Origin of the sequence: Segatella copri (genome assembly GCF_019127135.1) — a bacterium.
In the GTDB taxonomy this organism is placed as follows: Bacteria; Bacteroidota; Bacteroidia; order Bacteroidales; family Bacteroidaceae; genus Prevotella.
Genome location: NZ_JAHOEA010000050.1, coordinates 1 through 25,139 on the forward strand (window position 1 = coordinate 1; position 25,139 = coordinate 25,139).

Annotated in this window: 26 protein-coding genes; 23 read left to right on the top strand and 3 right to left on the bottom strand. The window is 36.2% G+C overall.

The genetic code is table 11. From position 1 onward, the window contains the following. Positions 1–69 precede the first annotated feature (69 nt). From KSW37_RS11980 to KSW37_RS12065, 18 genes are all read left to right on the top strand, one after another. Positions 70–207 (top strand): hypothetical protein, encoded by a 138-nt coding sequence (locus KSW37_RS11980; protein ID WP_217314658.1) that lies wholly within the window; start codon positions 70–72, stop codon positions 205–207. Between the two features lie 180 nt (positions 208–387). Then, positions 388–546: a hypothetical protein gene (locus KSW37_RS11985; protein ID WP_217314659.1), complete on the top strand. Its 159-nt coding sequence runs from the start codon at positions 388–390 to the stop codon at positions 544–546. A 354-nt stretch (positions 547–900) separates the two neighbouring features. After that, a complete protein-coding gene (locus KSW37_RS11990) occupies positions 901–2,049 on the top strand; it encodes a ComEC/Rec2 family competence protein (protein ID WP_217314660.1) in 1,149 nt (382 codons plus the stop codon). Positions 2,050–2,053: 4 nt separating this feature from the next. Next, complete coding sequence (locus KSW37_RS11995) at positions 2,054–7,003, top strand: serine protease (protein WP_217314661.1); 4,950 nt, start codon at positions 2,054–2,056, stop codon at positions 7,001–7,003. Between the two features lie 5 nt (positions 7,004–7,008). After that, positions 7,009–7,263 (top strand): hypothetical protein, encoded by a 255-nt coding sequence (locus tag KSW37_RS12000; protein ID WP_147337129.1) that lies wholly within the window; start codon positions 7,009–7,011, stop codon positions 7,261–7,263. Next, positions 7,250–7,522: a hypothetical protein gene (locus KSW37_RS12005; protein ID WP_117587918.1), complete on the top strand. Its 273-nt coding sequence runs from the start codon at positions 7,250–7,252 to the stop codon at positions 7,520–7,522. Before KSW37_RS12000 ends, KSW37_RS12005 begins: the two co-directional genes overlap by 14 nt. A 76-nt stretch (positions 7,523–7,598) precedes the next feature. After that, positions 7,599–7,799 (top strand): hypothetical protein, encoded by a 201-nt coding sequence (locus KSW37_RS12010; protein WP_217314662.1) that lies wholly within the window; start codon positions 7,599–7,601, stop codon positions 7,797–7,799. A gap of 43 nt (positions 7,800–7,842) precedes the next feature. Continuing rightward, complete coding sequence (locus tag KSW37_RS12015) at positions 7,843–8,169, top strand: hypothetical protein (protein WP_118417188.1); 327 nt, start codon at positions 7,843–7,845, stop codon at positions 8,167–8,169. Continuing rightward, the gene (gene tnpB, locus KSW37_RS12020; protein ID WP_217314663.1) at positions 8,166–8,498 is read left to right on the top strand and encodes an IS66 family insertion sequence element accessory protein TnpB; all 333 of its coding nucleotides are present in this window, start codon (positions 8,166–8,168) and stop codon (positions 8,496–8,498) included. The genes KSW37_RS12015 and tnpB overlap by 4 nt, the downstream gene beginning before the upstream one ends. Continuing rightward, a complete protein-coding gene (locus KSW37_RS12025) occupies positions 8,495–8,728 on the top strand; it encodes a hypothetical protein (protein ID WP_217314664.1) in 234 nt (77 codons plus the stop codon). The genes tnpB and KSW37_RS12025 overlap by 4 nt, the downstream gene beginning before the upstream one ends. Continuing rightward, positions 8,712–9,224: a hypothetical protein gene (locus tag KSW37_RS12030; RefSeq protein WP_217314665.1), complete on the top strand. Its 513-nt coding sequence runs from the start codon at positions 8,712–8,714 to the stop codon at positions 9,222–9,224. The genes KSW37_RS12025 and KSW37_RS12030 overlap by 17 nt, the downstream gene beginning before the upstream one ends. A 103-nt stretch (positions 9,225–9,327) precedes the next feature. Next, positions 9,328–12,045 (top strand): hypothetical protein, encoded by a 2,718-nt coding sequence (locus KSW37_RS12035; RefSeq protein ID WP_217314666.1) that lies wholly within the window; start codon positions 9,328–9,330, stop codon positions 12,043–12,045. Further along, positions 11,946–14,144, top strand: a complete 2,199-nt coding sequence (locus tag KSW37_RS12040; protein ID WP_217314667.1) for a hypothetical protein — start codon at positions 11,946–11,948, stop codon at positions 14,142–14,144. The genes KSW37_RS12035 and KSW37_RS12040 overlap by 100 nt, the downstream gene beginning before the upstream one ends. Before the next feature lie 130 nt (positions 14,145–14,274). Next, complete coding sequence (locus KSW37_RS12045; RefSeq protein WP_217314668.1) at positions 14,275–18,834, top strand: hypothetical protein; 4,560 nt, start codon at positions 14,275–14,277, stop codon at positions 18,832–18,834. A 2-nt stretch (positions 18,835–18,836) separates the two neighbouring features. Beyond that, positions 18,837–20,402 (top strand): AAA family ATPase, encoded by a 1,566-nt coding sequence (locus KSW37_RS12050; RefSeq protein WP_217314669.1) that lies wholly within the window; start codon positions 18,837–18,839, stop codon positions 20,400–20,402. 35 nt (positions 20,403–20,437) lie between these two features. Beyond that, on the top strand, positions 20,438–20,932 hold the full coding sequence (locus KSW37_RS12055) for a hypothetical protein (RefSeq protein WP_217314670.1): 495 nt from the start codon (positions 20,438–20,440) through the stop codon (positions 20,930–20,932). Positions 20,933–20,973: 41 nt separating this feature from the next. Next, positions 20,974–21,216, top strand: coding sequence for a hypothetical protein (locus KSW37_RS12060; protein WP_217314671.1), 243 nt, complete (start codon positions 20,974–20,976; stop codon positions 21,214–21,216). Between the two features lie 251 nt (positions 21,217–21,467). Beyond that, the gene (locus KSW37_RS12065) at positions 21,468–21,683 is read left to right on the top strand and encodes a dephospho-CoA kinase (protein ID WP_117729575.1); all 216 of its coding nucleotides are present in this window, start codon (positions 21,468–21,470) and stop codon (positions 21,681–21,683) included. A gap of 8 nt (positions 21,684–21,691) precedes the next feature. On the opposite strand, the gene KSW37_RS12070 is transcribed toward KSW37_RS12065, so the two are convergent. Then, entirely contained in the window at positions 21,692–21,871 is a 180-nt protein-coding gene (locus KSW37_RS12070) for a hypothetical protein (protein WP_217314672.1), read from the bottom strand. 483 nt (positions 21,872–22,354) lie between these two features. Here KSW37_RS12070 and KSW37_RS12075 point away from each other — a divergent pair, with 483 nt between their 5' ends. The 3 genes from KSW37_RS12075 to KSW37_RS12085 are packed head-to-tail and all read left to right on the top strand — an operon-like array spanning position 22,355 to position 23,315. Next, on the top strand, positions 22,355–22,510 hold the full coding sequence (locus KSW37_RS12075) for a hypothetical protein (protein ID WP_006848196.1): 156 nt from the start codon (positions 22,355–22,357) through the stop codon (positions 22,508–22,510). 10 nt (positions 22,511–22,520) lie between these two features. Beyond that, positions 22,521–23,111 carry a GNAT family N-acetyltransferase gene (locus KSW37_RS12080; protein WP_217314673.1) on the top strand — a complete coding sequence of 197 codons (591 nt, stop codon included), beginning with the start codon at positions 22,521–22,523 and terminating at the stop codon, positions 23,109–23,111. 51 nt (positions 23,112–23,162) lie between these two features. Then, positions 23,163–23,315: a hypothetical protein gene (locus tag KSW37_RS12085; protein ID WP_217314674.1), complete on the top strand. Its 153-nt coding sequence runs from the start codon at positions 23,163–23,165 to the stop codon at positions 23,313–23,315. Positions 23,316–23,378: 63 nt separating this feature from the next. Here the strand turns inward: KSW37_RS12085 and KSW37_RS12090 are convergent, their stop codons facing one another. Further along, positions 23,379–23,645 carry a helix-turn-helix domain-containing protein gene (locus KSW37_RS12090; protein WP_118153697.1) on the bottom strand — a complete coding sequence of 89 codons (267 nt, stop codon included), beginning with the start codon at positions 23,643–23,645 and terminating at the stop codon, positions 23,379–23,381. A gap of 609 nt (positions 23,646–24,254) precedes the next feature. Between KSW37_RS12090 and KSW37_RS12095 the strand changes: the two genes are divergently transcribed. Both KSW37_RS12095 and KSW37_RS12100 read left to right on the top strand, forming a co-directional pair. Next, positions 24,255–24,506, top strand: coding sequence for a hypothetical protein (locus tag KSW37_RS12095; RefSeq protein ID WP_217314675.1), 252 nt, complete (start codon positions 24,255–24,257; stop codon positions 24,504–24,506). A gap of 1 nt (position 24,507) precedes the next feature. Continuing rightward, positions 24,508–24,840: a type II toxin-antitoxin system RelE/ParE family toxin gene (locus tag KSW37_RS12100; RefSeq protein ID WP_217314676.1), complete on the top strand. Its 333-nt coding sequence runs from the start codon at positions 24,508–24,510 to the stop codon at positions 24,838–24,840. Positions 24,841–24,919: 79 nt separating this feature from the next. On the opposite strand, the gene KSW37_RS12105 is transcribed toward KSW37_RS12100, so the two are convergent. Next, positions 24,920–25,139 (bottom strand): hypothetical protein (locus tag KSW37_RS12105; RefSeq protein WP_217314677.1); only part of this gene is annotated, 220 nt, incomplete at its 5' end.

Here is a 25,139-nt window from a genome sequence, read left to right on the forward strand (position 1 = left end):
CTGTCAAGCACGGTTCCGAGAGAAGGGAGGGTGAAATTCCCTCCACTTACTCGACAAAATTCACATAAAATGGAAAGCAAAGAATATTTTGAAAAGGTGATGCAGAACTACACCCAGAACCAAAAGGAACGTAGCCTGCGTAAGTATTGCAAAGATGAAGCAGTCGATTATGACTGGCTCATCCAGTACAAGAAGAACTATCCTTAACAGGAGAAACAGCAGGAGCCATCGCAAGATGCTTTCAATGTAGTTCTCACAACTTTTGGATCACTACATAGAGAGATGTTTCTGACATATTGCTATGGGAATACGCAATTGGCTTCAGACAGGAAGTCACTTCTCGGCCCAGAATCTGGCGTTATGTTCGGGGTGTTGGAAAGTTGCAAATTGAACAAAGTGAACTTTGGTGAGTACATTGAAGATATCCTTACTCGTATACTTTGTGGCGAGGAGGTTGATGTCTCGTTCCTGCTATGTGACTATGTCCGCCATTTTGAAGATGGTATGGATGCGGAGGTAACGAAGACATCCCAAGCCGTCGCTTGATTGTTAAATTTTAGAAAATCAAAACTTTATTCAAAAATACTGGTACGGCTAACCCGCTGATAAATAGTGGGGACGCTGTATTGGTGGTTTACCATTGACACTTCCTGCTCATTTGGAGAAATTAGGTGGATGCCTTGCTGGAATAGAAGATGAAAACGACGAGAAGTTAGACTATTTGTTGGAGAAGTATAAATGATGAAGGTATTTCTTGATACAAATGTGGCTCTTGACTTCTGGATGCACCGTGATGGCTTTTGTGACGAGGAACGTTAAGGATTTCCCTTTCTCTGACATTTCAGTCATGCCTCCTCATGAATTCTTGCAGAGAATGAATGTTACGTTGTAATTTTGTATATGAAAATTGACTTGTTACCTGCCTTGAATGGTGATAGTGTTCTTGTAGAGTATGTTCCATCCCACTACTTTTTAATAGATGGTGGGTATGTTGATACATATAAGGACTATTTGTTGCCGAAACTAAAAGAAATTTCTGAAAATGGTGGTGCAATTGATGTTATAGTAGTTACACATATTGATGCTGATCATATTTCTGGTATTATCAAGTTACTTGAAGAAGAGGCTCTTCCTATATCAATAGGAGAAATTTGGTACAATGGATATCGGCATATTCAGTCTGTTGTTAAGGTTTCTGCCAACGGGGAACATTTTGTGCATAACAATATTTGCAAGGCGGTACAATTGGCAGAATCTAAGAAAATTAGTGCTAGGCAGGGATGTACGTTGTCAACATTAATAGCAAGAAAAGGAATTCCTTGGAACGTTCCTTTGAGCGGTGCAACAATAAAAGGATTATATTCTTTTTCTTTTGGAAAGGCTACAATTCATATTCTATCTCCAAACAGTGACGATATTAGTAATGTGGAATCTTTTTGGAAGAAAAAGCTAATCATAGATGGTTTACTTTCAAAAGCTCATAGTGAAGAATTTTGGGATGATGCATTTGAGTATTCTTTGAGCAAAGATAAACCTGGTTTTCATTATCATGAAAGAAATGTATCTAAGAGTTATGACTTGATTAAGATGATGGAGGAAATATATGAACCGGACGATTCTGCTACAAATGGAAGTTCTATTGCTTTTGTATTGGAAGTAGATGAAAAAAGAGTATTGTTTTTAGGAGATGCTCATGCAGAAACAATAGTAGATTCATTGATGGAATTGTATGGCAAAGGAAATGCGCCTTTCTGGTTTGATGCAGTTAAGTTATCACATCATGGTAGCTATAATAATAATTCTCCAGAATTGTTGAAGTTGATTAGGTGTAATAATTGGTTGATCTCTACTAATGGAGATAAATATAATCATCCAGATTTGCCAACATTGGCTCATATTATTGCCAATGGTAATAATCATGAACCAAGGTTGTATTTTAACTATAATATAGAATTATCTAGAGAATTGACTGCTCAAAGCTATCATGATGATTTTGAATTTGAGATTATTACTCCAGTAGGAGAACAAGGTATAACGATAACTATTTGAAAATATGGAAGGAAGATTAATTGTTCGGATTGTTTGTGGAAAGGAAGTTGGAACTGCATTCTATGTAGCTCCTGACCTTCTATTAACTGCATATCATACAGTGGCATGCTATTCTGATGATGCCGAAAATATAGTAAAGGATTCAACTGATGGTGACCTGCATTTTGAAGTTATACGGAATATTGAAGAATTTGATATTTCAATATTAAAAGTATCGGCACGTTCAGAAAAAGACTTTTATGGCTTACAAGCACACCATCTAAGAATTGATGAAGATGTAGAGTCGTTTGGATATCCTGATAAAAATAGTGATGGTGGGTTAAGGCTTTATGGAAAAATAAACCAAAAGGTTTATGGTAAACCTGCTAATTACCAGCTCTGTCCGAAAGACATTAGTGATCTATATGATTATCAAGGAATGTCAGGTGCTCCTATTCTAATAAGAGACAAGGTAGTAGGAATCGTTATTGAACAAACAGGAAACCATTTGTCTTTTGTCAGTGTAGAAATAATTAGTTCTGTTTTGACAGAAATAAAAATAGAGAAGGAAGAAAGTATTAATTCTATACCTGCTTCTATAGGAAAAGATGTAGAAAAATCTCAACCTAATTATTCTGTGTTTGAGTCACTTGATACTGTTCTTTCTAATGACAAGTCTCATTGGATTTTGCTTTATGGTTCACCAGGATGTGGCAAGACAACTGTTGCAGGTGGTTTCGAATCAAGAACTGATAGGGTAAAAATTCTTGGCAGATTCTTTTTTAAGGTGCCTAATGATGACATGAGTCGGGCTATCAGATGTTCGGAAGGATACTTCGTAGATTGGATAGAGACTGTGTTTGTTGCTACATCTTGTGTAGATGTAAAAAAAATGACACCAGAAGAAAAAAGAAAAAGTGTCTCAGACTGGTTTAGATACATGAGCAATATCCTTTCTGTTGACGATAAATCTGGCGTTATCATTATTGATGGCTTAGATGAATTGGTAACTGATAGGGATAATCGTATAGATGACATTCTATCCTTGCTGCCAGAGAGTTTGCCAAGCAATATAAAAGTAGTTTTGTCATGTATTAGTGAAGATATACTTCCTGCCACTATTATAGGAAAGTTGCTTGATGAATTTAAAATTGAGGTAACTCCCCTAAATATGCAAGCATGTGAATCCTATATAAAGGCGAATAGCGGTGAATGGGAGAAAACATTTCCATTTATTCAAGCCGTAGCTCATAAGACACAAGGTCATCCTCTGTATATGAATTATCTATGCCGCTATATGGCGGAATCTTTTGATGAAAAGACGAAAGGAGTTGAATTGGAGGAATGGTTGGATAGTTTACCTACCATAGGTGGAGATATTACCGCTTATTATGAATCAATTTGGAAAAAAGCAAATCCAAAAGGATGCGCTTTTGAAGTGTTGGCTTTATTGTCTCAAATTCGTGGCTCTGTATTGGAATCACAACTACTTAACATGATGGTGTCCCCAAACCCATATGATTTTAAGCAATCTATTAGAGAGTTCAGACATTTGTTGAAAGAAAAGGATGCAGAGCGATATGAGATTTATCATAGTTCATTCAGGCTTTTTGTTACTCATAAATTGGGTTCGATAATAGGCTTTACAAATGATCAGATTGGAAAATATTGTTTGGCACATAAAGATTTGCCTTATTCAATAGAAAACACTCTCCATCATTTGGTAAATGGTAGCGATGTGATGAAAGGATTGGAAATGTGTAATCAAGAATGGGCAGACTTATGTGCTATGCATGATGTTTCTCCAGATTTGATAATGCATGATATTAAGGAATGTTTGGCTCTTGCTGTAGATAATGGGCTGCCAATAGAGGTAATTAGGTTGATGTTGCTAGCTCAACGCATCGAGAATCGTTGTGATTCTATAATGGTGGACCATGTGGATGCTTTTATTGATTTGAGTTTATTACGAGGAAAACCTGATGTGGCAATGAAATATATTGTAAGAGATAATAGACTTTTGGTAGATCTTCCAAGAGCTATGTCCTACCTTCGTATTATGTTTGAATTGAATTATAAAGAGCAGGCTCTTGATTTAGCAGAATCAATTGAAGCAAAAATTCGTCAGATTCTTGAGGATAAATCCCAAAAGTATATAGATACATATGTATTTGTAGCTAAAGGCTTTTTGATAGTTGAAGGTGTTTTGGCGGGTGTTGAGAATCAAAAAGATTTGGTTGGCTATTTGACTCATACTCTTAATTATTTGAAGGCGGATACAGAAGAACAAACTAATGAGATGATTAGCTCAATTAGAAGCGAAATTATAGCTTATCAACTCTCTAATCACGTAAGGTCTGGCAAAATTGTGGACTTTGATAAACATCTTAAGAGGTTAGATACTAATTGGGATGAAAGAATTGTTATGCTTTTAATAAACGTGATACACTTATATGAAGAGAAAGATTCTGAACTTCATAAAATAGGGTATAATGAGTCTTTTAATTTTTGCTTAAAGAAGTTAGAAGATGTTTTATTACAGCATGATTTCGCATTTTCAAATGAGGATATCAAAAAAATATTAGCAGTACTTATCGGTAAACCTATACAAGCATGTGTGATAAAGAAATTATTGGAAAAATATAAACCAGAACTCTTGCCATTTTCTTTTAGGAATGCTAATGGAGTTGATGTTGAAGTAAATTCTGTATTTGAATACTACATACAAAGCTTTTATAAGGCATATGAAGATGACGATTTTTCACTCCCGGAATTGAATAGAAATTATAAAGATGATGGGTCTTGGGAAAAGTATATAGAGATGTTGGTTGCTCGTACTGCTTACATTCATGGTTTGCTAAGAATGCGTACGGATGGTGATGACCTTTCCTCAATCTATGTAAAATTTAAAGATATTCTTGATTGTCTTGATTTTTCTTTTGAGGAAAGAATCAATTGGAAACGAAGTTATCTTTTGCCTGAGAAGTTAATACCGTTCTTGTATACAAAATTGGCGGAAATATATGGTGATTTTTTTGCTGATAGGATAGATGATCTAATGGAACATGTCAAGAGCAGAATGTCTAATCAATTGTGTTTGTATAGAGAAGGCTATTGTGATACTTTTATTGGAATGGCTAAAATCTTGGGAGAAAAGAATATGCGGATGCAAGCTCTTTTCTTTGCAGATGAAGCTGTCAAGTTCATTCTTTATGCAGTTATGAACAGATGGGAACGTTGTAACTATTTGCTTCAGTTATGTTGCGAATATGCTAGGTGGGGGGAAACATTGAAAGTTCAAACTACTTATGCGGAAGTGTTGAAAAGTTCTATGGGACCAGATTGGTATAAAGAGGCCCAACTGGACTTAATTAATGAATTTCGCAAATCTGACATACCGTTAGATGCTGTTCAAGTTGCTCATATGGCTGCGATTTTTGAAGAAGCGTCTGGTGAAATGACGTTTCAGCGATATGTTCAGCAAGAAAAAAACGAGTTTGTGGCAACAATCGCCAAGACTTCTTCTTTATCAGATGCAATTGGTTATTATATGTTTGAAACTTTGCCTTCACCAGAAAGTATTATCTGTAATGCTGAGGAATGGAAGGTTGACATGCCTAAATTAGGTGATGGGTATGATCTTGGTGCCAATCATTTAATAGAGGCTAGTGCTATATGCCAGTTATTGAGAGAATGTAAAGCGATATCACCTTACATAAGATATGCCATTAGTGAACTGTTTTGGGAAAACTGGGATAAGCTACACAATGATAATCAATACGCTAGCCTTCACTCTGAAATTATAGTAGAGTTGGGGATGGAAAAGTCTATAGAAATACTAGCTCCAAGAATGGCTGAGTATATAGTCTCTGACTATGATAATAAAAAAGGTGAGTATCTAAAAGATTTCGAAGAAACAACAACTTCTAATGAGTTCTTTGATGCTTTGAAACAAAATTTGAGAAAGCATAATTATAAATGGGAGCGAACTGAGTCGGAAGAAAAAACATCGGAAAAGCGAGAAAGTCTACAAGAGAGGCTTGGCTTACTTCCTTCAAGCAAGGTGCTTTTAGACAATATGAGAAAGAGCATAATTTCACCAGTTGGTACTTATTGGTTCTCGCTCAGTGAATTTATTACTCCACTTATCAATATGCCGGATTTTGATAGATGTAAGCTATATGATGTGATTTCTAGCCATTATAACATCAATGTTCAACCTTCAAGACAACAAGATAGTAAATTTAGTTGGATGAAAGGTTTTCATAAAGAAATCAATCAAGATGAGCAAATGATTCATTTTCTCATCTGGTTTCTTGTGCATCCAGATATTAGTGTTTCCAAAAGAGCAAGTGGGGTATTGAAATGGCTAAGTACTTATGATACAAGAGTAATTAAATGCTTGATAGAGGAAATTCTATATCCATGTGAAGTGGGATTAAATACAGAGGCTTCTAGCGTTTTATTAAATATTGCAATGATGGCTCCCTCTTTGGTCCTAGAGAGTTTTCAGGATATTGATATTAAGAAGAAATTGTTAAGTGTTTGTAATTTCTCGGTATCGTGGAATCTTTATGAAATAGCATTGTTATTGTCAGAGAAATGTGGATATTGTTGTATGTTGGAAGAACTGCAACATGTTATCCCAGAAAGTTTGCCGGATAGAAGCGATGTTCTCTTTGAGAATGACGATAAAATGTTTGTTAGTACTAAAATTGATGCACTTAATTATTGGCAAGTTACTGGGGGAAAAGAGTTCGCGAAACCATATTTGGATGCAGTGCATCGACTGCAAGGAGATGGTACATTAGATAGATTATTCCAATCTGATAGGTATGTCCATAGGAGTTTCTATTTGGGACAAATATTTAAGGGTAGATGTGCTAGAACTATGGAAGATATACTTAATAATGTACTCTATGGTAAAGTAGATATTAGGAGAGCTAGTGATGTGTATAATGTAATTAATAGTTAATATGTATGACTAAGCAATTAGGAACTTTATATTCAGATAGGGAGGATTTTGAGAGAGGTTCAAATCTCTTAAAAGAGTGTATGGAAAATAAGCATATTTCGTTTGCGCAAGGTATGGTGAATCATTTAGTGGATTCCTTGAAGAGAGCAAAAAAACTTCCAAATGGCAGGCTGGATTTATATACGATAGATGAATCCATTCGTTCTGTTTTCCATATCTTAGTGTCTGATCATTTCGATAAAATATATGAAGCCAAGTAGTAAATATGGCATGCCTACGCCAAAATCGCGTGAAGAATTTGAACACAATGTTTTTCTCACGAAAGACGATATTGAACGCCATAGTGATAATCCATCATATTTGTCAAATCGTTTATGGGCTTTAGGTGATTCTCTGGAACATGCAAGATATTTGCCAAACAAGCGAATAGAACTACCTACGATTGATGAAAGAATGAGGCTAATTTCTAATATGATGGATTGGGAAAAATATCTTCCACCAGTTTCAATAGAAAAGTAAGTATTCGGTGAAAGCCGTATTGTGCGCCTAGATAAAGTTTTGTACCTTTGCACCGTTATTTTAAATTATTCAAATTATGGTACAAGGCAAGAAACAATTAAACAGTAAGCCAAAGTTCGCCGAGGTTGTAATCGGTGACAATGAGGCGAAGGAGATGCGTGAGTCTGCAAATGCTCGCAACCATCTAAAATTAAGCTATCCCAATGGTGTGACACTAATTCTCCCTGCTGGCATCAGTATCGAACGTAAACCACCAATACAGCGTAAGGTGGGTTAAATGAAAAATATTATCTTTGCAACCGTTTTAAAATTCACATAAAATGGAAAGCAAAGAATATTTTGAAAAGGTGATGCAGGACTACAACCAGAACCGAAAGGGACGTAGCCTGCGTAAGTATTGCAAAGATGAAGCAGTCGATTATGATTGGCTCATCCAATACAAGAAGAACTATCCTTTACAGGAGAAACAGCAGGAACCATCGCAAGATGCTTTCATACCTATTACTATAAAGGATGTTGCTCCAAAGCCAACAACCTGGCAAGTGGAGACCTTAATTCTGAAATCTCCTGATGGAGAGCAGATAGAGATAAAGAGTAACAGTTTGTTTGTCGTGGCAGAATTGCTGCATAAAATGTCGCAGCCATGATAAGCTTTGATAGCAGAACTAAGTTTTTAATGAAGTCCACTCCTACCGACATGCGTAAGGGATATGAAGGATTGGCTTCTATAGTGCGTGATGTCATGGGACATAATCCTCGAAATTACAATGAGGCTTTTGTCTTTTATTCCAAGGACTATCGCAAGGTAAAAATCTTGCATTATGATATAAATGGTTGGGTTCTTTGCTCGAAGTGGTTTACTGACGGTAAGTTTCTCAAGCCGGAGTTCGAGGAATGCAAGATTACGCATGAGTTATCAAGGGAAACTTTGATATTGATAATGTCTACGTCGGTTCAGACAAAAATTAGAATATGAGTATACAAGATAAAATATCAGAATTGGAGGCAGAGATTGCTGCCGCCAATGCCCGTATAACTAAGGCAAAAGCCCAAACTGCTGCTGCCGAGCGGAGAGCGGCCGAGAATAGTGCCCGTGCCTCCAAAAACGAGAATGATGTGCTAAAGTTACTTTCGAGTCCAAATTTCCCAGAGGCTGAGAAACAACGCATTTTGGCTAAGATGAGAGCCTTTGGCAGTAAAGTGTAGTTGTGTGACCCACTCTCAAACCCTCCGGTGCTCAGAACCGCTTCGCTATAAGATTGGCGGGGCATCAAAGGTCTCGCCAAATTGTGCGGGATGGGACCGCCTGGGTGTTAGTGGAAATACGAGTTCTGTTTCCTGTTCTTCTGCCTCTACAGCTTTAGATTTGGTGCTGAGAGAATTGAAGTATTTGGGATTGTGGAAATTTGCAGGGGCGGTGATGTATGTGCTGCATGAGGTTTTGGGATTACCTGAGGAGAAGATGATAGCTCCGATGGATGAAAAGCGAGGAAAGTTGTTATTAGCAGAGATTCTGAATGGTGGCAACTTCGGACAGTACTTCACCAAGTATGGGCATTTCACACAACAAGGAATGGCAAAGAAATATTTCCTGAAGATATGGAGAAATATGCACTTCGTGCGATATTATCCTGCCGAGGCTTTAAGTGAACCAAGCTTCAGAACTTGGCACTTCTTCTGGAGGATGAAGAACAAGAAATAATAAATATACGGTGAACGGCTCTACTCTCCCCTTTTATGAAGAGGTACTTTTCGGGGATGGGGCTTATTAGCCCGTTTTTACAAATAACTAACTATAAAGAATAATGGAAGTTAAAGAGAATAGCATACTGACATTTTATAGAGGTCAAGAAGATATTGTGGTCAATGAAAAAGCGAATTATGCAGATTCGCTTTTTAAGGATCAATATACTCACGCTTTGCTACAAATACACCAATTGACAAGTAAGAAGAAAGATGGTGTGCCAAGTATTCTTGCTTTTTGTGGTGACCGAGGGGAAGGAAAAACGTCTTGTATGGAAACCATCAAAACTATGCTTGCAAATATAAATGGCAAAGAGGATGAACATGTCAAGACGGCAATTGATGACTTTATGCAAAAATGCATAGTTAATCAAGAAAGCAATGAAACTTTGAAATCCAGATGTGAAAATCTGACAAAGGCTAAATTTAAAGTATTGGATACCATTGATCCGGCTTTCTTTGACAAAGACCATAATGTGATAGAATTGGTTTTAGGCATGATGTATCGTGAGATAAAAGATCAAGAAAAAGAGTATGACATTAACCCACAAGGTAGAAAGAAATTACTCGCCGAATTTCACAATGCTAAACTATGCTTAACGCAACTCAACAAGGGTGATAATCTGTATGACCCTATTGATGAACTTGAATGGCTGTCAGGTGGCTTGGCATTAAAAGATCAATTTCAGAAGTTGTGTGATACATATCTTGAATACTCATTACAGGATAACGACAAGGAAAAACAACGTTTCCTTGTCATTCCTATTGATGACATAGACTTGAATATCAATGGGGCGTATGAAATGGCTGAGCAAATCAGAAAGTATCTCTGTGCAAATAATTGTATAGTTCTGATGTCGTTGAATATCGACCAATTTATAGATGTGGTATCCAATTATATCAGTAAGCAAGTTGCACCGCAAGAGTATTTGGGGGCAATGGAAATGGCGCAGAAATATGTCACGAAATTGATACCGATGGAATATCGTATCATGATGCCAAAGCCTTATGATTTCTGTAATAGACCTTTTCTGTACGTGGTTAGTGAAAGCGAGAAAAAAACATATAACTCCGTAAAAGAATCGGTCGTTAGATTGATTTACGATAAGACCAGATTTTTGTTTTACAATAATAAAGGAAGTGTGTCTCCCATTGTTCCGAACAATTTGAGAAGCCTTAGGCATTTGATAGGTATGCTCGTATCAATGCCAGATTTTTATTCAAACAAAGAAACAGCCAACAACAAGGAAGATTTCAAATCGTATTTCTTTCAAGTATGGACAAGACAATTGTCGAAAGAAGACAGAGAAAAGGTGATGACGCTGGTAAATGTAGTTGATACAACCAACATCAATAAGACTGTTGTGACGATGCTTGCTCCATATATAGAAAACACTCAAGATGACCGCATGGCCGAGGGCATTCTTGAAGCGGACAACTATAATTATAATGTGAGCATTGGTGATGTGTTTTATCTATTAGACAAGATAGAACGTAGCAATGTTGATAAAGAAAGGGCTTTAGTTCTGTTTTTCATTCGTTCTTTTTACAGCATCAAAATGTATGAAAATTATGACATAATCACCGAAACTGCTGGAGCTTTGTATCCAAATGATAATGATGAGGAAGAGATATACAAGAGTGGGCAATGGCTCAAACGTACCAATGCCTTGCAAAGATTGGTGAATGGCGCTTATTTTACGTTCAACCCAGAGGATCTCATTCCTATGAGTGCTTCTTCAAAAATGTATCGAGACACAAAGGTATATAGTGGCATGGTTAAAGATTTCCGCGAGATATTCAGTACTATGGCAGATCGCATCCGTAGATTTGATGATATGTCTTCAGAGGCTCAAATTGACTTCATCCAAAAGTTCCAAGTCATTGAATTTTTTGCATTAACCACAAAAAGAGGTCTAAGACAAAAAGATACGAGAAATTTTTCTCTTGCCAAGCGAAATGTGTCAATGCCATACAGCCTGACCAATTATCAAAACACCAATTACTTTGTCTTTGATGTGATGGCTCCTTTTTCAAATATAGTTAACATAGCCTTTGCTTACAACAAATTCTCTCCTCTCATCAAAGATAATGACGATGAAGAATTGTTTTTCAACTTTGCCAAAAGCCAGAAGTGGTCATTGCTGAACGAAATGATAAGGGAGGTAAAGAGAAAAGAGTATGCAGACGAGCATCAAGATGAAATCCCACAAGAAGAGATTGACGATGTTTGTGCAAATGACTATATGATGCACAGATTGATGTCAAATGCAACAATCCGAAATTCAGAAGTACTTCTGGCAATAATGGAAACCATGAAGAGCAATAGAATCCGGAAGAATTTTGGAAGTAGCGACAATCTGGAAGTAATTGCCAAGTTTTACCAGAGTATTATTAACTCAGAAATGCGAACCTATTATAGTACTGCAACCAATAAGCGATATACTATCAGATTTGCTTTTCTGAATGCATTGATAAAGGTACTTCGAGGTAATGAAAGGGAAACCCTTAGATATATCTTGGAGTCAGGTTCGGCTTTGTCTTTGAATGAATACAAAGACATAGAGAATCGTTTTGCAAACTTCTTCAATGGCTTCAAATCCACAAAAAAGGCAAAACTTATAAAAAAGGAAATGATGGCACTATATCCATCGGATGTTCAAAATCTTACAGAAGAAGATTGGGAAGAAATGTTCCCAAAGATGGACAAGTCTGTATCGAAAGCAGATATACTCAAGGCATTCAGTTCAAAGAGTGTAAAACTTGGGCTCTCGTATTAAAGAAGATATTTATGGATATTTGCAGGGGCGTATTAAGAGCTTTGTTCTTGGATTATCCTTTATCAAAGGTTTTTGATAAAGTTTGTGGTAATGTTTCTGATGGTGATTTTCTGAAACCAGTAGAGCATCTGCTACGTTGGCGCATGACAGAATTGACATTAACTGATGCACGTGCTATCGTTGAAAGATTGACACAGAAATTTTCGAGAAGCATCTGCTCCATTTTTGTACATCTATTCGATTACCTATGTGATAATCAATGCAACGACATCTTTGTGGATGGAAATCTTTCAACTCCCCTTATACGCCATGAGCATCTTTTTCGTTGGATGGAAATCGTAAAGTTTATAGATGGGGATTTATTGACCATTGCCAATATCGTAAATTGTGACAAGAACAAAGGGCAAAGAGATCATTTTACATGGAGTTTAGCACCTAAAACAGATGAGACTCTGTTTAACATAGAAAATACGGACATAGATTTACATGTGCATCAAAATGTGGCAAATGATCGATTCTATATACATTGGATAGACTTGATGAACAGGTTTGCCATTACCTCAAGAAAGACTGAGGATGTCAAGCAGGAAGGCGACATAATGCTTGATGAATGGTCTGTAAAAGTGCGCCAATATGCACCGCTTATGCTATGGAAAGAAAATTACACCGATAAGTCGTATATGGACTGGATTGGGGTGGCTGCCATTATCCGTTTTTACCTGTTTCGCTTTCTTGAAGAAGGAAAAGCAATAGCCCCAAAAGAGCGAAGGGATATTTATAACAGTATGACAGACAGCGATATTGCTAAGTTGCTGTTAGACGATTGTAGGAGGGGTGTATCTTCTTATCGTTCAACAGCTTTTAAAGAATATCTGGAAAAAAGTTATGTCGACAAGGCTTGGGATTATAGCATCCAAGATAAGTATGTAGATGAAGATTCTAAAAAATCTCCGTACTGTATATTAATAGGCGAACGAAGGCTTATATACAATCTCTTACTAAAGATAGAAGAAAATAATCAGGATGCAAAGAAAATGGCACCTTGGCTTTTTCTTTATCTACTTATTAAAAATAGAATTCGAATGGAGCATTATCTTGCCAATGATCTTGTTGGACTTTCCAATTATAATCTAACCGTGAGAAATTCCAACAGCCCAATGACAGAAGCAATGCGAATGCTGTTTGATAAGTTTCAAGAAGACAATTCCATTATGGAAGTTAGAATGAACGAAAAGGGGTGTGATGAATTCTTGAAAGAAAGAGAACAACCTAAATGGATAAAAGCTATATTGCTTATATCCAAATCTTTCCGTATAGAAGAATCTAAAAGTATTGTTGCCAAATATATCAAACCTTTGCAAAAAGGGAAAATCGCAGGTGTGGATTTTGCAGGTTCAGATACAGAGAAGAGACCTCGGGATTTTGAAGACATTATCAAATATCTTAGAGACAAAGGTATTGATAATTTGACATATCATATCGGAGAGAATTTTTATGATTTGGTGGATGGATTGCGTGCCATAGATGAAATTATGACCGATTTGAATTGGCAAAAGCCCAACAGACTTGCACATTTGTTGGCATTGTTTACAAATGCAGACAAGTACTATGAGCGGAAACATTATACTGTCACGATGCCAAGGAAAATGTTGTTAGACAATCTTGAATGGATTCGTAAAAATGCTCCAGAAGGGGTTGACACAAATGATTTTGTATTGCCAGATATTTTGCAACAGGATGAGGACATTGTGGTGTTCAGATTGAAGAGAACCATTGTTGATGTAGTAAAATACAATCAAGACAGAATAAGGACAGAAATCATTCACAGGGGAATTCCGATAGAAACCTGTCCTACGAGCAATCTTCGAATAGGCTATTTTAGTAAATACTCCGAATTGCCAACATGCTCTTTATTATGTGATGAGGAGTCTGTAGTAACGATTAATACTGACGCACCGGGAATATTGAATACATCGCTTGAAAATGAATATAATTTGATAGCCTTAGCTTTGAAAAAGGACAAGGGGAAAAGTGAAAGTGATATAAAAAAAGCAGTTGAAAGATTAAAACAAAACGCAAAAGCGGCTATGTTTGGGTAAATGAATCACTGCTTTAAACAAAAATCGGATGAAAAAAATAGCTAAATTCGAATATTCTTATATTTTACAATTTAGTGGTATCGTAATTTGAAAAATATTTTTTATATAGTATTATTAAAGACAGAACGCTATGTATAATACAAGCTGGAATGATTTTATTGGGAAAAACTCGAATAACCTAACTGCGGCATTCGAGGATTTAGCAAGATATTTGTTTCGGAAGAAATATGATGTGAGCTATGCTTTACCATATTTCAAGAACCATCCTGGAAACGAAACCGCTGTCATTAAACGAGGTGATGACGTAATCGGTTTCCAGGCTAAATATTTTGAAAATGAAATAGATGCAAACAATATTATCCATTCTATACAACTGGCAAAAAAGTGGTGTCCAGAACAAACTTTGTTGGTAATCTATACTAACAAGGAATTTGGTATTCCTAAAACAATTGGTAATGTTACAAGCCAAAAGCAAGATAAAATTCAAAAGGTTGCAAATGATTTGGGTATCAGGTTAGAATGGATGTTTGGTGATAATATTCTTGATATTGTTAAAGATACTCCAGTAGCTTATGATATATATTTCAATCAAAAATCTCATCTTCAAAATTTAAATCATGACTTAGAGGAATGTAATGAAGCAAAATTATCTCTTATAAATGATAATATAAAGTATGGCGATAAGAACATTTCTATAGAACGTTATGACTATATAGAAAAGATAAAGACTTCTGTTGAAAAAAAACAGGATCTTGTCCTAACTGGTGAAAGTGGAGTTGGTAAGAGTGCTATAATCAAGCATTTTTATAATGCAGAAAATGAGAATGACAAACTTGTTGTCTTTGCATTAGATGCTCGACAGCTTGATACTAATTCTGTAAATGATATATTCTCTTTGGTGGAGAATTATACGTTGAAAGAGTTCTGTGATTATTATCAGGATATACAGACCAGGCTTATATATATAGACTCTGCAGAAAAACTTCTTGAGATTAAGAACATTTCGTCTTTGACATTGTTTATAGATAAATTAAAAAGGGAAGGGTGGATTTTCTTGTTTACATGTAAATCGAATAGTTTAAAGAACTTTCTTGAAGTAATGGAAAATGACCACCATTTAGGTTTAGATACATTGGAGGTAAAATCGCTTTCTACAGAGGAACTGGAATCCTTTGCTAGTAAACAGAATATTACTTTGCCTGAAGATAAAAAACTTCTAAATCAATTAAGGACTCCCTTTTATTTAGCTAGATATGTAGAAATTGGGCAAAATGCTCGACTTCAGTTATCTACTTTTAAAGAAAAAGTCTGGAGTCAAAAAGTCAGAGGGACAACTAAAGGAGGTGCACAGGTCAACAGAGCAGAGTGCTTGATTTCAATAGCTAGTAAGTTACAAGAAAGTTCTTTGTATTATGTAAGTTATTCAGAGATTAATAATCAAGATGCGGCATATTCACTTGTTGAACAAGATGTTTTAGCAGAAGTGATGCATAAGGGGTATGCAATCAAGCATGATATTTATTCAGATTGGGCTTTAGAATATCATGTTGATCAAAAAATGTCTGCGTCTATAGAAAATTTGGAGGTTATACCGAAGACTTCCGATTTTCAGAATGCTTTTGTCTGTTGGCTTCAAGAACAATTAGATAAGAACGCATCTGTGGCCGATACATTATGCAAAAGAATTTTCGATAATGAAATTGATGATTTTTGGGCATCTTCGATATTCTATGCTATTGGAAAAAGTCAGAATTACTCTTCTCATTTCTTAAGCAAATATGATTATTCTTTAAAGAGTAATAATTATTATTGGTTTAATGAGTTCGCAAAAGAACTCTATATATCCTGTCAAAAAATAAATCGATATTTTTCCTTTAATGGAAGGCAATATCCACAGTTTGTTGCTTTTGGTGGTGGATGGGAAGCCACCATTGAATACATATTTAAGAATCAAGATGACTATTTTCTTAAAAATGCGTTTGTCGTTTATAATATCTTATCGGGATTTTTTGGAAAACAACCAGTTGCAGAGGATGCTGCTCATCATGCAGGCTTGTTGGCTTTGAGAATCTTTAAAGAAGAGATTCAAGCCCAAGAAAATGGTACTCATCTTTATATCGAGAATTCAGACCAATGGTGTTCTTTAGTTTGTTTGTATTCTCCTTATCTAAAAGAAGAATTGCAAAGCATATTCAATGACATTATAAAGAACAAATGGATAGATTATAAAGATCCATATCATCATCTTTCTGAGTTTATAGTAAAAAAGGCAAATACTTCACTTTTACTGCCGATTGCAATTTTATATCATGGTGTAGTTCCTGATCTTTTACAGTTATATTGGGAAGAACGTTTGGATGATAAAGATCATAACTCATGGAGAAGTTCCTACAAAGAAAGTGAATATTATTTTGGGCTGAATGAAGAGTTGGAAGGAATAGGAGGTTATTTCCCTAGTAGTGCATATCAAACGCCTATCTACACATTGTTGAAAACAGAATTTGACATAAGTCCAAAGTTACATCATACTTTTGACTTTATCATTGACTTTGTCAATCAATGTGTTGAAACATATAGCGTAAGAGCACAGTCATATGATGAGTTAGAAAATATTGAGGTTACTTCGCCTAATGGTAAGCAGAACTCCATAGTTGCTTCTCAAGTCTTATGGAATATGTATCGAGGAACGTCAGGGCTTTCGATGCCTAATGTTTTGGAATGTATTCATATGGCTCTTGAAAAGTTTCTGCTGGAATTGTGTAATAAACAAAACTTGCATGACTATGTGGAGAACCTTCTTGAACAGATTTTAAATAAATCTCGTTCTGCTTCAATGTGGGCTATAGTAGCAAGTGTAGTTACAGCGCACTTTGAAGATTTCTTTAATATTCTGTTATGCTTCTTTCAAAATTATCGTTTCTTAGGACTGGACTTGACACGTTTTACTCATGAATTGACAGCACATACATTAAGTTTTGCCTATGTTGGAAAAGAACAATTGGGCAAAGAACGCAAGGAATCTAATGAATTGACGCATAGGCGAAATCATTTGGAAAATGTTCTACAAAGTCTTCAAATCTCTTATTCTGATTCAACAAAGCCACAAGACAAAGCAAGGTTACAACTTTTATATGGCTGTGTAGAACATTTAAAGAAACAAGTGGCTGAAATTCCTCAAGAAGAGAAAGATTATGAAGATTATATGATAGCTAGAATAGACTATCGCTCTATGATAAAAGAAGAAGTGACTTTAAAAAATGGAATAAAAGCTCTGCGGTTAACTCCAAATTTAACATATGCTCAAAAAAATGCTCATCAGGAATTGGAAAAGTCTAATATACAGATGGCTAGGGGAGTAAGACTTAGGGAATGGATAAACAAGCAATACGAAGGAAACAAGAATGAGGTCAGTAAGTCTCCGTTTGATAATGACGTTCATCTTGTGTTGGATGAAATCCGACATATTGAAAATCTTCTGAAATCGAAAGATGGAACTTTGTATAAACTCATGGGAGATGAATTCCTTCCTTATATGGGTAGTTCTGTTTTACTTATGAATTTTTCATCCGAGATGACTGATGGAGAAATTAAGGAATGCAAAGAAAGAGTGTTAGAATCTTTGCAAGATATGCCTTTTATTTTGTCTAATAGTCTATCTGGATTGGATATTTGTCTTAATGCAATACCTATACTTCTTGCTTTCTGTAATCCTAATGAAATGGCTATCGTAAAAAAAATTTGCTTGGATTATGTCCGAAGTACTTTTAAATATGGAAATACAAGACCTTGTGATTTAATGAGGTATATGCTTATACGACGAAAGGTGTGGCAAGATCATACAGATTTTATGGAAGAGTGCATTCATGAACTTGTAGAGACAAATAAAAATCAAGTCTTTTCTTTAGACCTTGCTAGAGCTATCGTTTGTTTGTTGGCTAACAGTTCTTCTCATCGTAATCTTTTTGTGAAATCGATGGAAGCATTGTCTTCCGAGTGGATTCCTGATATGAGACATGGTTATGAGCATTATTCTCAGGATAGATTTGAAGATGCTGATCTTGTCGCAGACATTATAATTAATTGTCATATTCCAGAAGTAAGTGAAGTCATTTCTTTTTTCAGTAGATATATTTCAACACATGACAAATATGAACCATTGGTAAGTAGGCTGTTATTAAAATGTGTCTCATATGGGAATTATGAACAATTTTGGGCAGCTTGGTATTCGTTGTATGATTGTATTATCAAGAACATAGGAAAGAGAGACTATTCAAATGTTGTCAATGAGTACTTGCTGAATCCTTCATATTTAAATGATGATAGATCTAAATGGTTTGAATTGAAGGAAAAAGATGTGCCTTTCTTTGAAAAGGTATTGACTGAGGCAGGTGATAATCCATCGGTTTTGGGATCAGTAGTTAAAGTATTTGATACTATTGGTTATGATTATTCTCTAAAGATAGTTCCTATAATAGCTTCTGTCATAGAGAATAAAACAGTATATGATGGAAATCAAAATGTTATGAAAATGCTATTGGTTAATTTAGAAAATCTTGTAAGATCTGTTCTTGCAGATTTTGAAACTGATATAAAGAACGATAAGCCTCTTAAACTAAATATCAAGACAATATTGATGTTTATGAAACAGCATGGTTCAACCCAAGCATCAATCTTCTTAAGAAATATATAGTTATGCCAGCAATTTTTCACTCCAAAGACATTCTTGTCGATTATTATAATAATCCTGACCATCCAGCATGGGCTAAAGATTTGATTTGTAGAGCTATAAATACTAATGGAACTATTGAACAAGCGGATTTAGAAATTATTCTCGACGAAATTCTGAATGAAGTTACTACTCCATCATTGGTTATTCCTGCTAATTTTGGGGTGGCTTATCCAAAAATTTTATTAAATAGCTTAAAGCATATATCAGGTGTAAATGCATTGGCTAATAATCAAGAAATAAAATTTTGCGAAGAGGGGCTCACTTTGATATTTGGATTTAATGGTTCAGGTAAGAGTAGTTATTTCAGAATACTTAATATGATGGCTAATGCAGATATAAATTATCCTGTATTGCAAAATATTTATTCACAAACACCAGCACCTTTTCATGTTAAATTAGATTATACTATAGCTGGTACTAGGACAACGTATACTTGGAATGGTATATCCAATTTCCCGCCAGAATTGACTCATATACGCTTTTTCGATGCAAATTATAGCAAAAGGCTTTTGGAACCTCATGATAGTCATACTTATCTTTTTGAAAGTTATTTCTTAAGGATATATCAAAGTATAAATTGGGCCGTGGAATCGCTTAATAATTTGGGAGCTATATCTCTGCGTGACTACAATGAACTGAAAAGTCTATGTAACAATACAATTTGTATGTCTTTAAAAAATGCCCTTTTGCAACATTTTCGAGAAGAGTTGAATTTATTGGGTATGGGGTATCTCCAGGTGGAGGTGGAAATGGGGGATTTGATGTTGCCAACGTCTAAAATTAAGTTTAAAATTTTAAATAATAGCAATGTTGAGCAGATTCTAAGTGAAGCTGAATTTAAATGTGCCTCTTTGGCTTTGTTCATTGCAGAAAATATATTACTAGACATTGAACAACCTTTGGTTTTTGATGATCCTGTAACTAGTTTGGATGCTCAATATGTTGAGAATTTCCTGAATAGAATCATTTCGCTTCCTAATCAGATAATTCTTTTTACGCATAGTGTGCAACTGCAAACTTTATTTTTGGAAAAGGATGGAGATAGGATAAAAATCTACCCTAACAACGGAAACATTGCAAATAGGACTTCAAATAAGGTGCATGTCTTTGCATACGAGGTATTGTCAGATAATCCTCAGTGTAACGGATATGTAATTGACAACAAGATATGTAAGTCATTACATTATTTAGATAAAGCTGATGGTTATCTAAGCACTGTTCCTTTGATGAATACACAGGAAGTTATAGATTCTTTACGTCATGCCATAGAATGGATGGTGGATGAAGTGGTATTTAGAAGCAAGAGCCCATTGAAATTTAGAGGTAGAAGTAATATTCCTTGGATTGATTTGATGGCTATAACAGATGCGGGAGCACAAATGGTGACTTCTTTAAGGGATGCCTATAACAAACTATCTAATCATGGTACGCATGTAGGGATGGGAAGTGTCATGCAAACTTTAACAAGACAGGATTTGGTAGGAATATCAACTACGCTTCGCCATATTTATAACAATGCAAATTTATAAGATTAGAGTAATCTATATAAAATAGTAGACGAATTATGGAACCCAACAACATCCAACACAAATCCTTCCTTTGGCATCTCGACTTAGAGCCATTCACCTGGCACACCTTCTATGGTGAGCAATGTCCGCCATTTGTTACCGAAGAGAACAAGGAGGCTTGGCGACGCTATCTGACAAAAGTCATCAAGAAGTATCTGAAGAAAGAGGTGATGAATACACCTGAGTTCAGGGAGATAAAACTCCAGATAAGGGAAGAAAAGTTGTTGCGCATCAAATGGGACGAGAAGAGAAAACGGTCCATGGAGAAGCAATGGTATCGCGCCAAGATGCAGCGACCGAGAATTAACTATATTCCGAAAGGGCTGAGCGTTGACTATGAAGAGGAATACTCCAAATATCTGATGCAGGAAGTAAGCTTTGAGCCAAGAGACAATGATGACTTTATGGCTCAGCTGCGTCTGCTGGAACGATGGCATAAGAAATCCATTCCACAGATATTGGAAAAGAACAGACTCGCAGAGAAAATCTGAGCAAGTTTATATATCAGCTTGCTAACACCTGCTTTACTGCAATGGTAGTTGTAGCTGCTGTTGGTCTTGTACTAGGTGTAGAGGACGCTAAACCCTATGCTTTGCTGTTAGGTGTGGGATTATTTTCTACTATTTTCTTAGCGCTGTTTGCTGATAACATTAAAAAAAAAATAATTATGGAAGGAATGTACATAGTTTTGGGTGGTGTTGGAATCGTTGCATGCTGTCTTTATCTTTGGTCTGCTTTTACGAAAAGCGGTAAGAAGTGGATTGAGAGCCTTTAGGGCTTTTCACCGCTGCTCGGAACCGCTACGTTCTAAGGTTGGCGGGGCATCAAAGCCCTCGCCAAGTTTGTGCGGGATGGGACCGTCGGGGAATAGCAGGTTATAGTTTACTGTTAATAGTTTATAGTTTTTTGTGGTAATTTGTTGATGAGTTGCAGATTTCTTTCGATTTTCTTGGTGGTTTCGAGGAAAAAGTGTACTTTTGCGGTTAGATATTAATAAAATGAATTATTATGGCACAGGTAGCAACAATGAATCAAGCTCAATTGCAAATCCTCGATATGCTGTCATTTATCAAGACTCCAGAGGCTTTGCGAGATTTGAATAAGGTAATCTCCGATTATTTTGTTCAGATGGCTGATGCTGAATTAGATAGGATGTGGAATGAAGGAACCCTGAATGAAGAACGTATCGAGAGTTTCCGGCATCTCCATGAACGTACTCCATACAATAAACCAATATTATAATCTTTAGGTTATGAAGTATGTAGCTGAACCTTATCTCTCATTGCGTTCTTCGCCCTGTATCTGGGAGAGAGCATCATGTTTCCGACTATCTTCTCGCTGGCATTGAGGGATGCGGGGACAAAGACAAAATTGGCCTCTTCCTTGCTTATCATGACGATAGTGGGTGGTGCGGTTGCTCCTGTAATCATGGGGTATATTGCGGATACTACGGGGAGTATGGCGATTGCCTTCCTTATACCGTTGGTATGTTATGGGGTGATTGGAACGTATGCACTTTCGAATCGCTCTGTCTTTTCCTGGTTAAAGAAGTAATTTCTTGCCCCACCTGTCCCTCCCCAGCGGGAGGGTCCTTACCCTATACCCAAGCCCTAAATCCCTACCATAGGGATTAGGGATGTAACCGCCCTACTCGGTGCTCAGAACCGCTTCGCTCTAAGGTTGGCGGGGCATCAAAGCCCTCGCCATGTTTGTGCGGGATGGGACCGCCTTACTATAGCTTGCTGAGGTAGGGAACAGTTGTTTATAGTTTACAGTTAATAGCTTATAGTTTACAGATTTTCGTGGTAATTTGTTGATGAGTTGCAGATTTCTTTCGATTTTCTTGGTGGTTTCGTAGAAAAAGCGTAACTTTGGCGGCAAGTTATATAAACTAAATAATAGGAGATAAGATTATGGCATTAGCAATTAGTGGTATCCCAATGCTGACAGGTGATGAGGCTTTAGCTTTCAGAGAAAAAGCTGAAGAAACCTTGAAGAAGCGTGGTAGCATAGATTTCTCAAAGCAGCGTGCTGAGATGAAGGCTATTTTGGCAAAGGCAAAATTTTAAAGTTGGTATTATGGGATTTCTTGCAGACAAAACGGTGTTCTCACCATTGACAAAAGAAATTTTGGAAGAATCTATTTCATTTTCATGTGGCAATGAAGACTTGGATGGATTCTTCCATAATGATGCAGTGTCTTATGCCGCAAACTTGTTTGGTAAATCTTACTGCTATTATCTTGAGGAATCTAAGGCTGATATTGTATGTGCTTTTACGGTCTCAAATGCCAGTATTTTCACGAAGTACTTGCCTAATGCGAGAAAGAAAAAGGTTGGAAAGCATGTTCCTCATATAAAACAGGATTTGATATATCCTGCTGTACTTATAGGAAGATTGGGAATTTCAACAAAATTTCAGCATCTTCATATAGGAACAGAAGTAATGGACTTTATTAAGTCCTGGTTTGTTGAACCATATAATAAAACGGGATGTCGTTATTTGGTAGTTGATGCCTATAATGAAGATGTGCCTGTAGCTTTTTATAAGAAGAATGGTTTTGATTTTATGTTCAGCACAGAAGAGCAGGAAAAATCATATAGGGGTATTGTTTCTGATAAGCCATTAAAGACTCGTCTAATGTACTTTGATTTGATACTTATCAAGTAAGTAAAAAACAATGTGAAATATAACAAATAAGTGTAACTCTTGCTGAAGGGGTTGGATAATATCTCTTCTGGTAATGAAGAGTATTCGGATAAGCTGAAGACTTATGTTGGGTTCAATGCTTATGGTGTCTTTGATCAGAACGCATTGATGGAGCGAAGTAGGTTGCTGTATGAAATCGTGAAAGTGATATGGGAGGTTTCGTAATTGATAGTATCAGCGAATCAGAACCATTATATTAGAGACCACGATATTCATCACATAGCCCAATCAATGGGCTATGCTAATGAGTTTACTACCTAGAGCTGTTTCTATACGAGCAATGGTTTGAGTCGTGAAGTTATGTCTGCCTGTTAGCCATTTGGAGATTTCTGAGTCTCGCTTGTTGAGCAATCGGGCGAAATCCTTTTGGGTGAGTCCCTTGGCTTTCAGAATCTCACTAATGCGCTCGGCTATACCGAAAGACAAATCGAACTCTGCCTTTTGCTCGGCTGGTATCGCAGCGAGGCAATCACGGAATAATTTATTCTGTATCATAATGCTTAAATTTCAAAGGTTGCACTTTCTATGTCTGTTATCATATTCTTTTCAATGGTAATAATGCCATTCTCGATGTAGCAAAAATAATACTTTTATTGATAGCTTGTTCACTTTTAAGTGAATAATTAAGAATAATTATCATAAACATATTATGAAACTCAACAACACCCAACACAAATCTTTCCTCTGGCACCTCGACTTCGAGCCATTCACCTAGCACACCTTCTATGGTGAGCAATGTCCGCCATTCGTTACCGAAGAGAATAAGGAGGCATGGAAACGTTATCTGACAAAAGTCATCAAGAAGCATCTGAAGAAAGTAGTGATGACTACCTCTGAATTTAGGGATATTGAACTCCAGATAAGGGAAGAAAAGCTGTTGCGCATAAAATGGGACGAGCAGAGAAAACGGTCTATGGAAAAATCACTCCTGTAAATTATCAACTACACCAATAATGAAGCAGAAACAATGAGAGAAGTGCCTATCGGAGTTGAGCGGATACTTACGGCTCGTTTGCGTTAAAATAATCCAATATGTTTGGTGGTTTGAGGGGAAAAATGTACTTTTGCAATCTAATTCAGTTAAACGTTTAAAAGGAGAAGATTATGGAACAAATATTAGTAACAGTAGATTCAAACCAGCCTCTGCAAAACATTCGTAAGGCTATTAATATGCTTCGTGGTGTTGTGTCAACTACAGTTGTAAAAGAGCCTATCTTGACAAAAACACAGAAACAGCAAGCTTATGTGAAGGAAAGTTTGACAAGAGCTTTGCAGGAAGTGAAACTTGCTAAGTTGGAAGGAAGAAAACTACCAGATGCAAGGGATTTATTAAAAGATTTAGAAATGGAGGATTGACATGAATGTACATGTAGAATATGGCCCTGAGTTTAAGAGACAGTTTAAACGTTTGGCTAAAAAATATCATTCATTGAAGTCTGACTATGAATCTTGGTTAGATGAAATTTATAAGAATCCTCTTGTTGGAGATGATCTTGGTGGTGGCGTTCATAAGATAAGAATGGCCATTGCTGACAAGGGTAAAGGCAAAAGCGGTGGTGCAAGAATCCTAACTCTTAATGTAAAAGTTAGTGAGGACGGTATGAATGTAACTCTTCTTACAATCTATGACAAGGGAGAAATCTCTAATGTCAAGGATGAATTTATAGAATTCTTGATTAAAAACTTATAAGACGTTGTCATTTAAACTGTGGAATGCTTTTGCCCTATGCGGGATGGACCGCCTGGGAATAGCAGTTTATAGTTTACAGTTAATAGTTATAGTTTACGATTGATTTTGTGGTTATTTGTTGATAACTTGCAGATTTCTTGTGATTTTCTTGGTGGGTTAAAGATAAAGGCGTTACTTTGGCGGGTAAACCACCAATACAGCGTAAGATGGGGTAAATGAAAAATATTATCTTTGCAACCGTTTTGTGTGTCCTGAGACAGAATGAAGTCAGATATTGGCTATATTTGATAGATTTCTGT

Bases quoted from the DNA above. Each gene is read 5' to 3' on its own strand.
- KSW37_RS12100 (WP_217314676.1), top strand. From the start codon at position 24,508: ATGAATGTACATGTAGAATATGGCCCTGAGTTTAAGAGACAGTTTAAA.
- KSW37_RS12090 (WP_118153697.1), bottom strand. From the start codon at position 23,645: ATGATACAGAATAAATTATTCCGTGATTGCCTCGCTGCGATACCAGCC.
- KSW37_RS12045 (WP_217314668.1), top strand. From the start codon at position 14,275: ATGTATAATACAAGCTGGAATGATTTTATTGGGAAAAACTCGAATAAC.
- KSW37_RS12070 (WP_217314672.1), bottom strand. From the start codon at position 21,871: ATGATTACAGGAGCAACCGCACCACCCACTATCGTCATGATAAGCAAG.
- KSW37_RS12025 (WP_217314664.1), top strand. From the start codon at position 8,495: ATGAGTATACAAGATAAAATATCAGAATTGGAGGCAGAGATTGCTGCC.
- KSW37_RS12005 (WP_117587918.1), top strand. From the start codon at position 7,250: ATGAAGCCAAGTAGTAAATATGGCATGCCTACGCCAAAATCGCGTGAA.
- KSW37_RS12080 (WP_217314673.1), top strand. From the start codon at position 22,521: ATGGGATTTCTTGCAGACAAAACGGTGTTCTCACCATTGACAAAAGAA.
- KSW37_RS12075 (WP_006848196.1), top strand. From the start codon at position 22,355: ATGGCATTAGCAATTAGTGGTATCCCAATGCTGACAGGTGATGAGGCT.
- KSW37_RS12055 (WP_217314670.1), top strand. From the start codon at position 20,438: ATGGAACCCAACAACATCCAACACAAATCCTTCCTTTGGCATCTCGAC.
- KSW37_RS11980 (WP_217314658.1), top strand. From the start codon at position 70: ATGGAAAGCAAAGAATATTTTGAAAAGGTGATGCAGAACTACACCCAG.
- KSW37_RS11995 (WP_217314661.1), top strand. From the start codon at position 2,054: ATGGAAGGAAGATTAATTGTTCGGATTGTTTGTGGAAAGGAAGTTGGA.
- tnpB (WP_217314663.1), top strand. From the start codon at position 8,166: ATGATAAGCTTTGATAGCAGAACTAAGTTTTTAATGAAGTCCACTCCT.
- KSW37_RS12095 (WP_217314675.1), top strand. From the start codon at position 24,255: ATGGAACAAATATTAGTAACAGTAGATTCAAACCAGCCTCTGCAAAAC.
- KSW37_RS12010 (WP_217314662.1), top strand. From the start codon at position 7,599: ATGGTACAAGGCAAGAAACAATTAAACAGTAAGCCAAAGTTCGCCGAG.
- KSW37_RS12000 (WP_147337129.1), top strand. From the start codon at position 7,009: ATGACTAAGCAATTAGGAACTTTATATTCAGATAGGGAGGATTTTGAG.
- KSW37_RS12060 (WP_217314671.1), top strand. From the start codon at position 20,974: ATGGTAGTTGTAGCTGCTGTTGGTCTTGTACTAGGTGTAGAGGACGCT.
- KSW37_RS12035 (WP_217314666.1), top strand. From the start codon at position 9,328: ATGGAAGTTAAAGAGAATAGCATACTGACATTTTATAGAGGTCAAGAA.
- KSW37_RS11990 (WP_217314660.1), top strand. From the start codon at position 901: ATGAAAATTGACTTGTTACCTGCCTTGAATGGTGATAGTGTTCTTGTA.
- KSW37_RS12065 (WP_117729575.1), top strand. From the start codon at position 21,468: ATGAATCAAGCTCAATTGCAAATCCTCGATATGCTGTCATTTATCAAG.
- KSW37_RS12050 (WP_217314669.1), top strand. From the start codon at position 18,837: ATGCCAGCAATTTTTCACTCCAAAGACATTCTTGTCGATTATTATAAT.
- KSW37_RS12015 (WP_118417188.1), top strand. From the start codon at position 7,843: ATGGAAAGCAAAGAATATTTTGAAAAGGTGATGCAGGACTACAACCAG.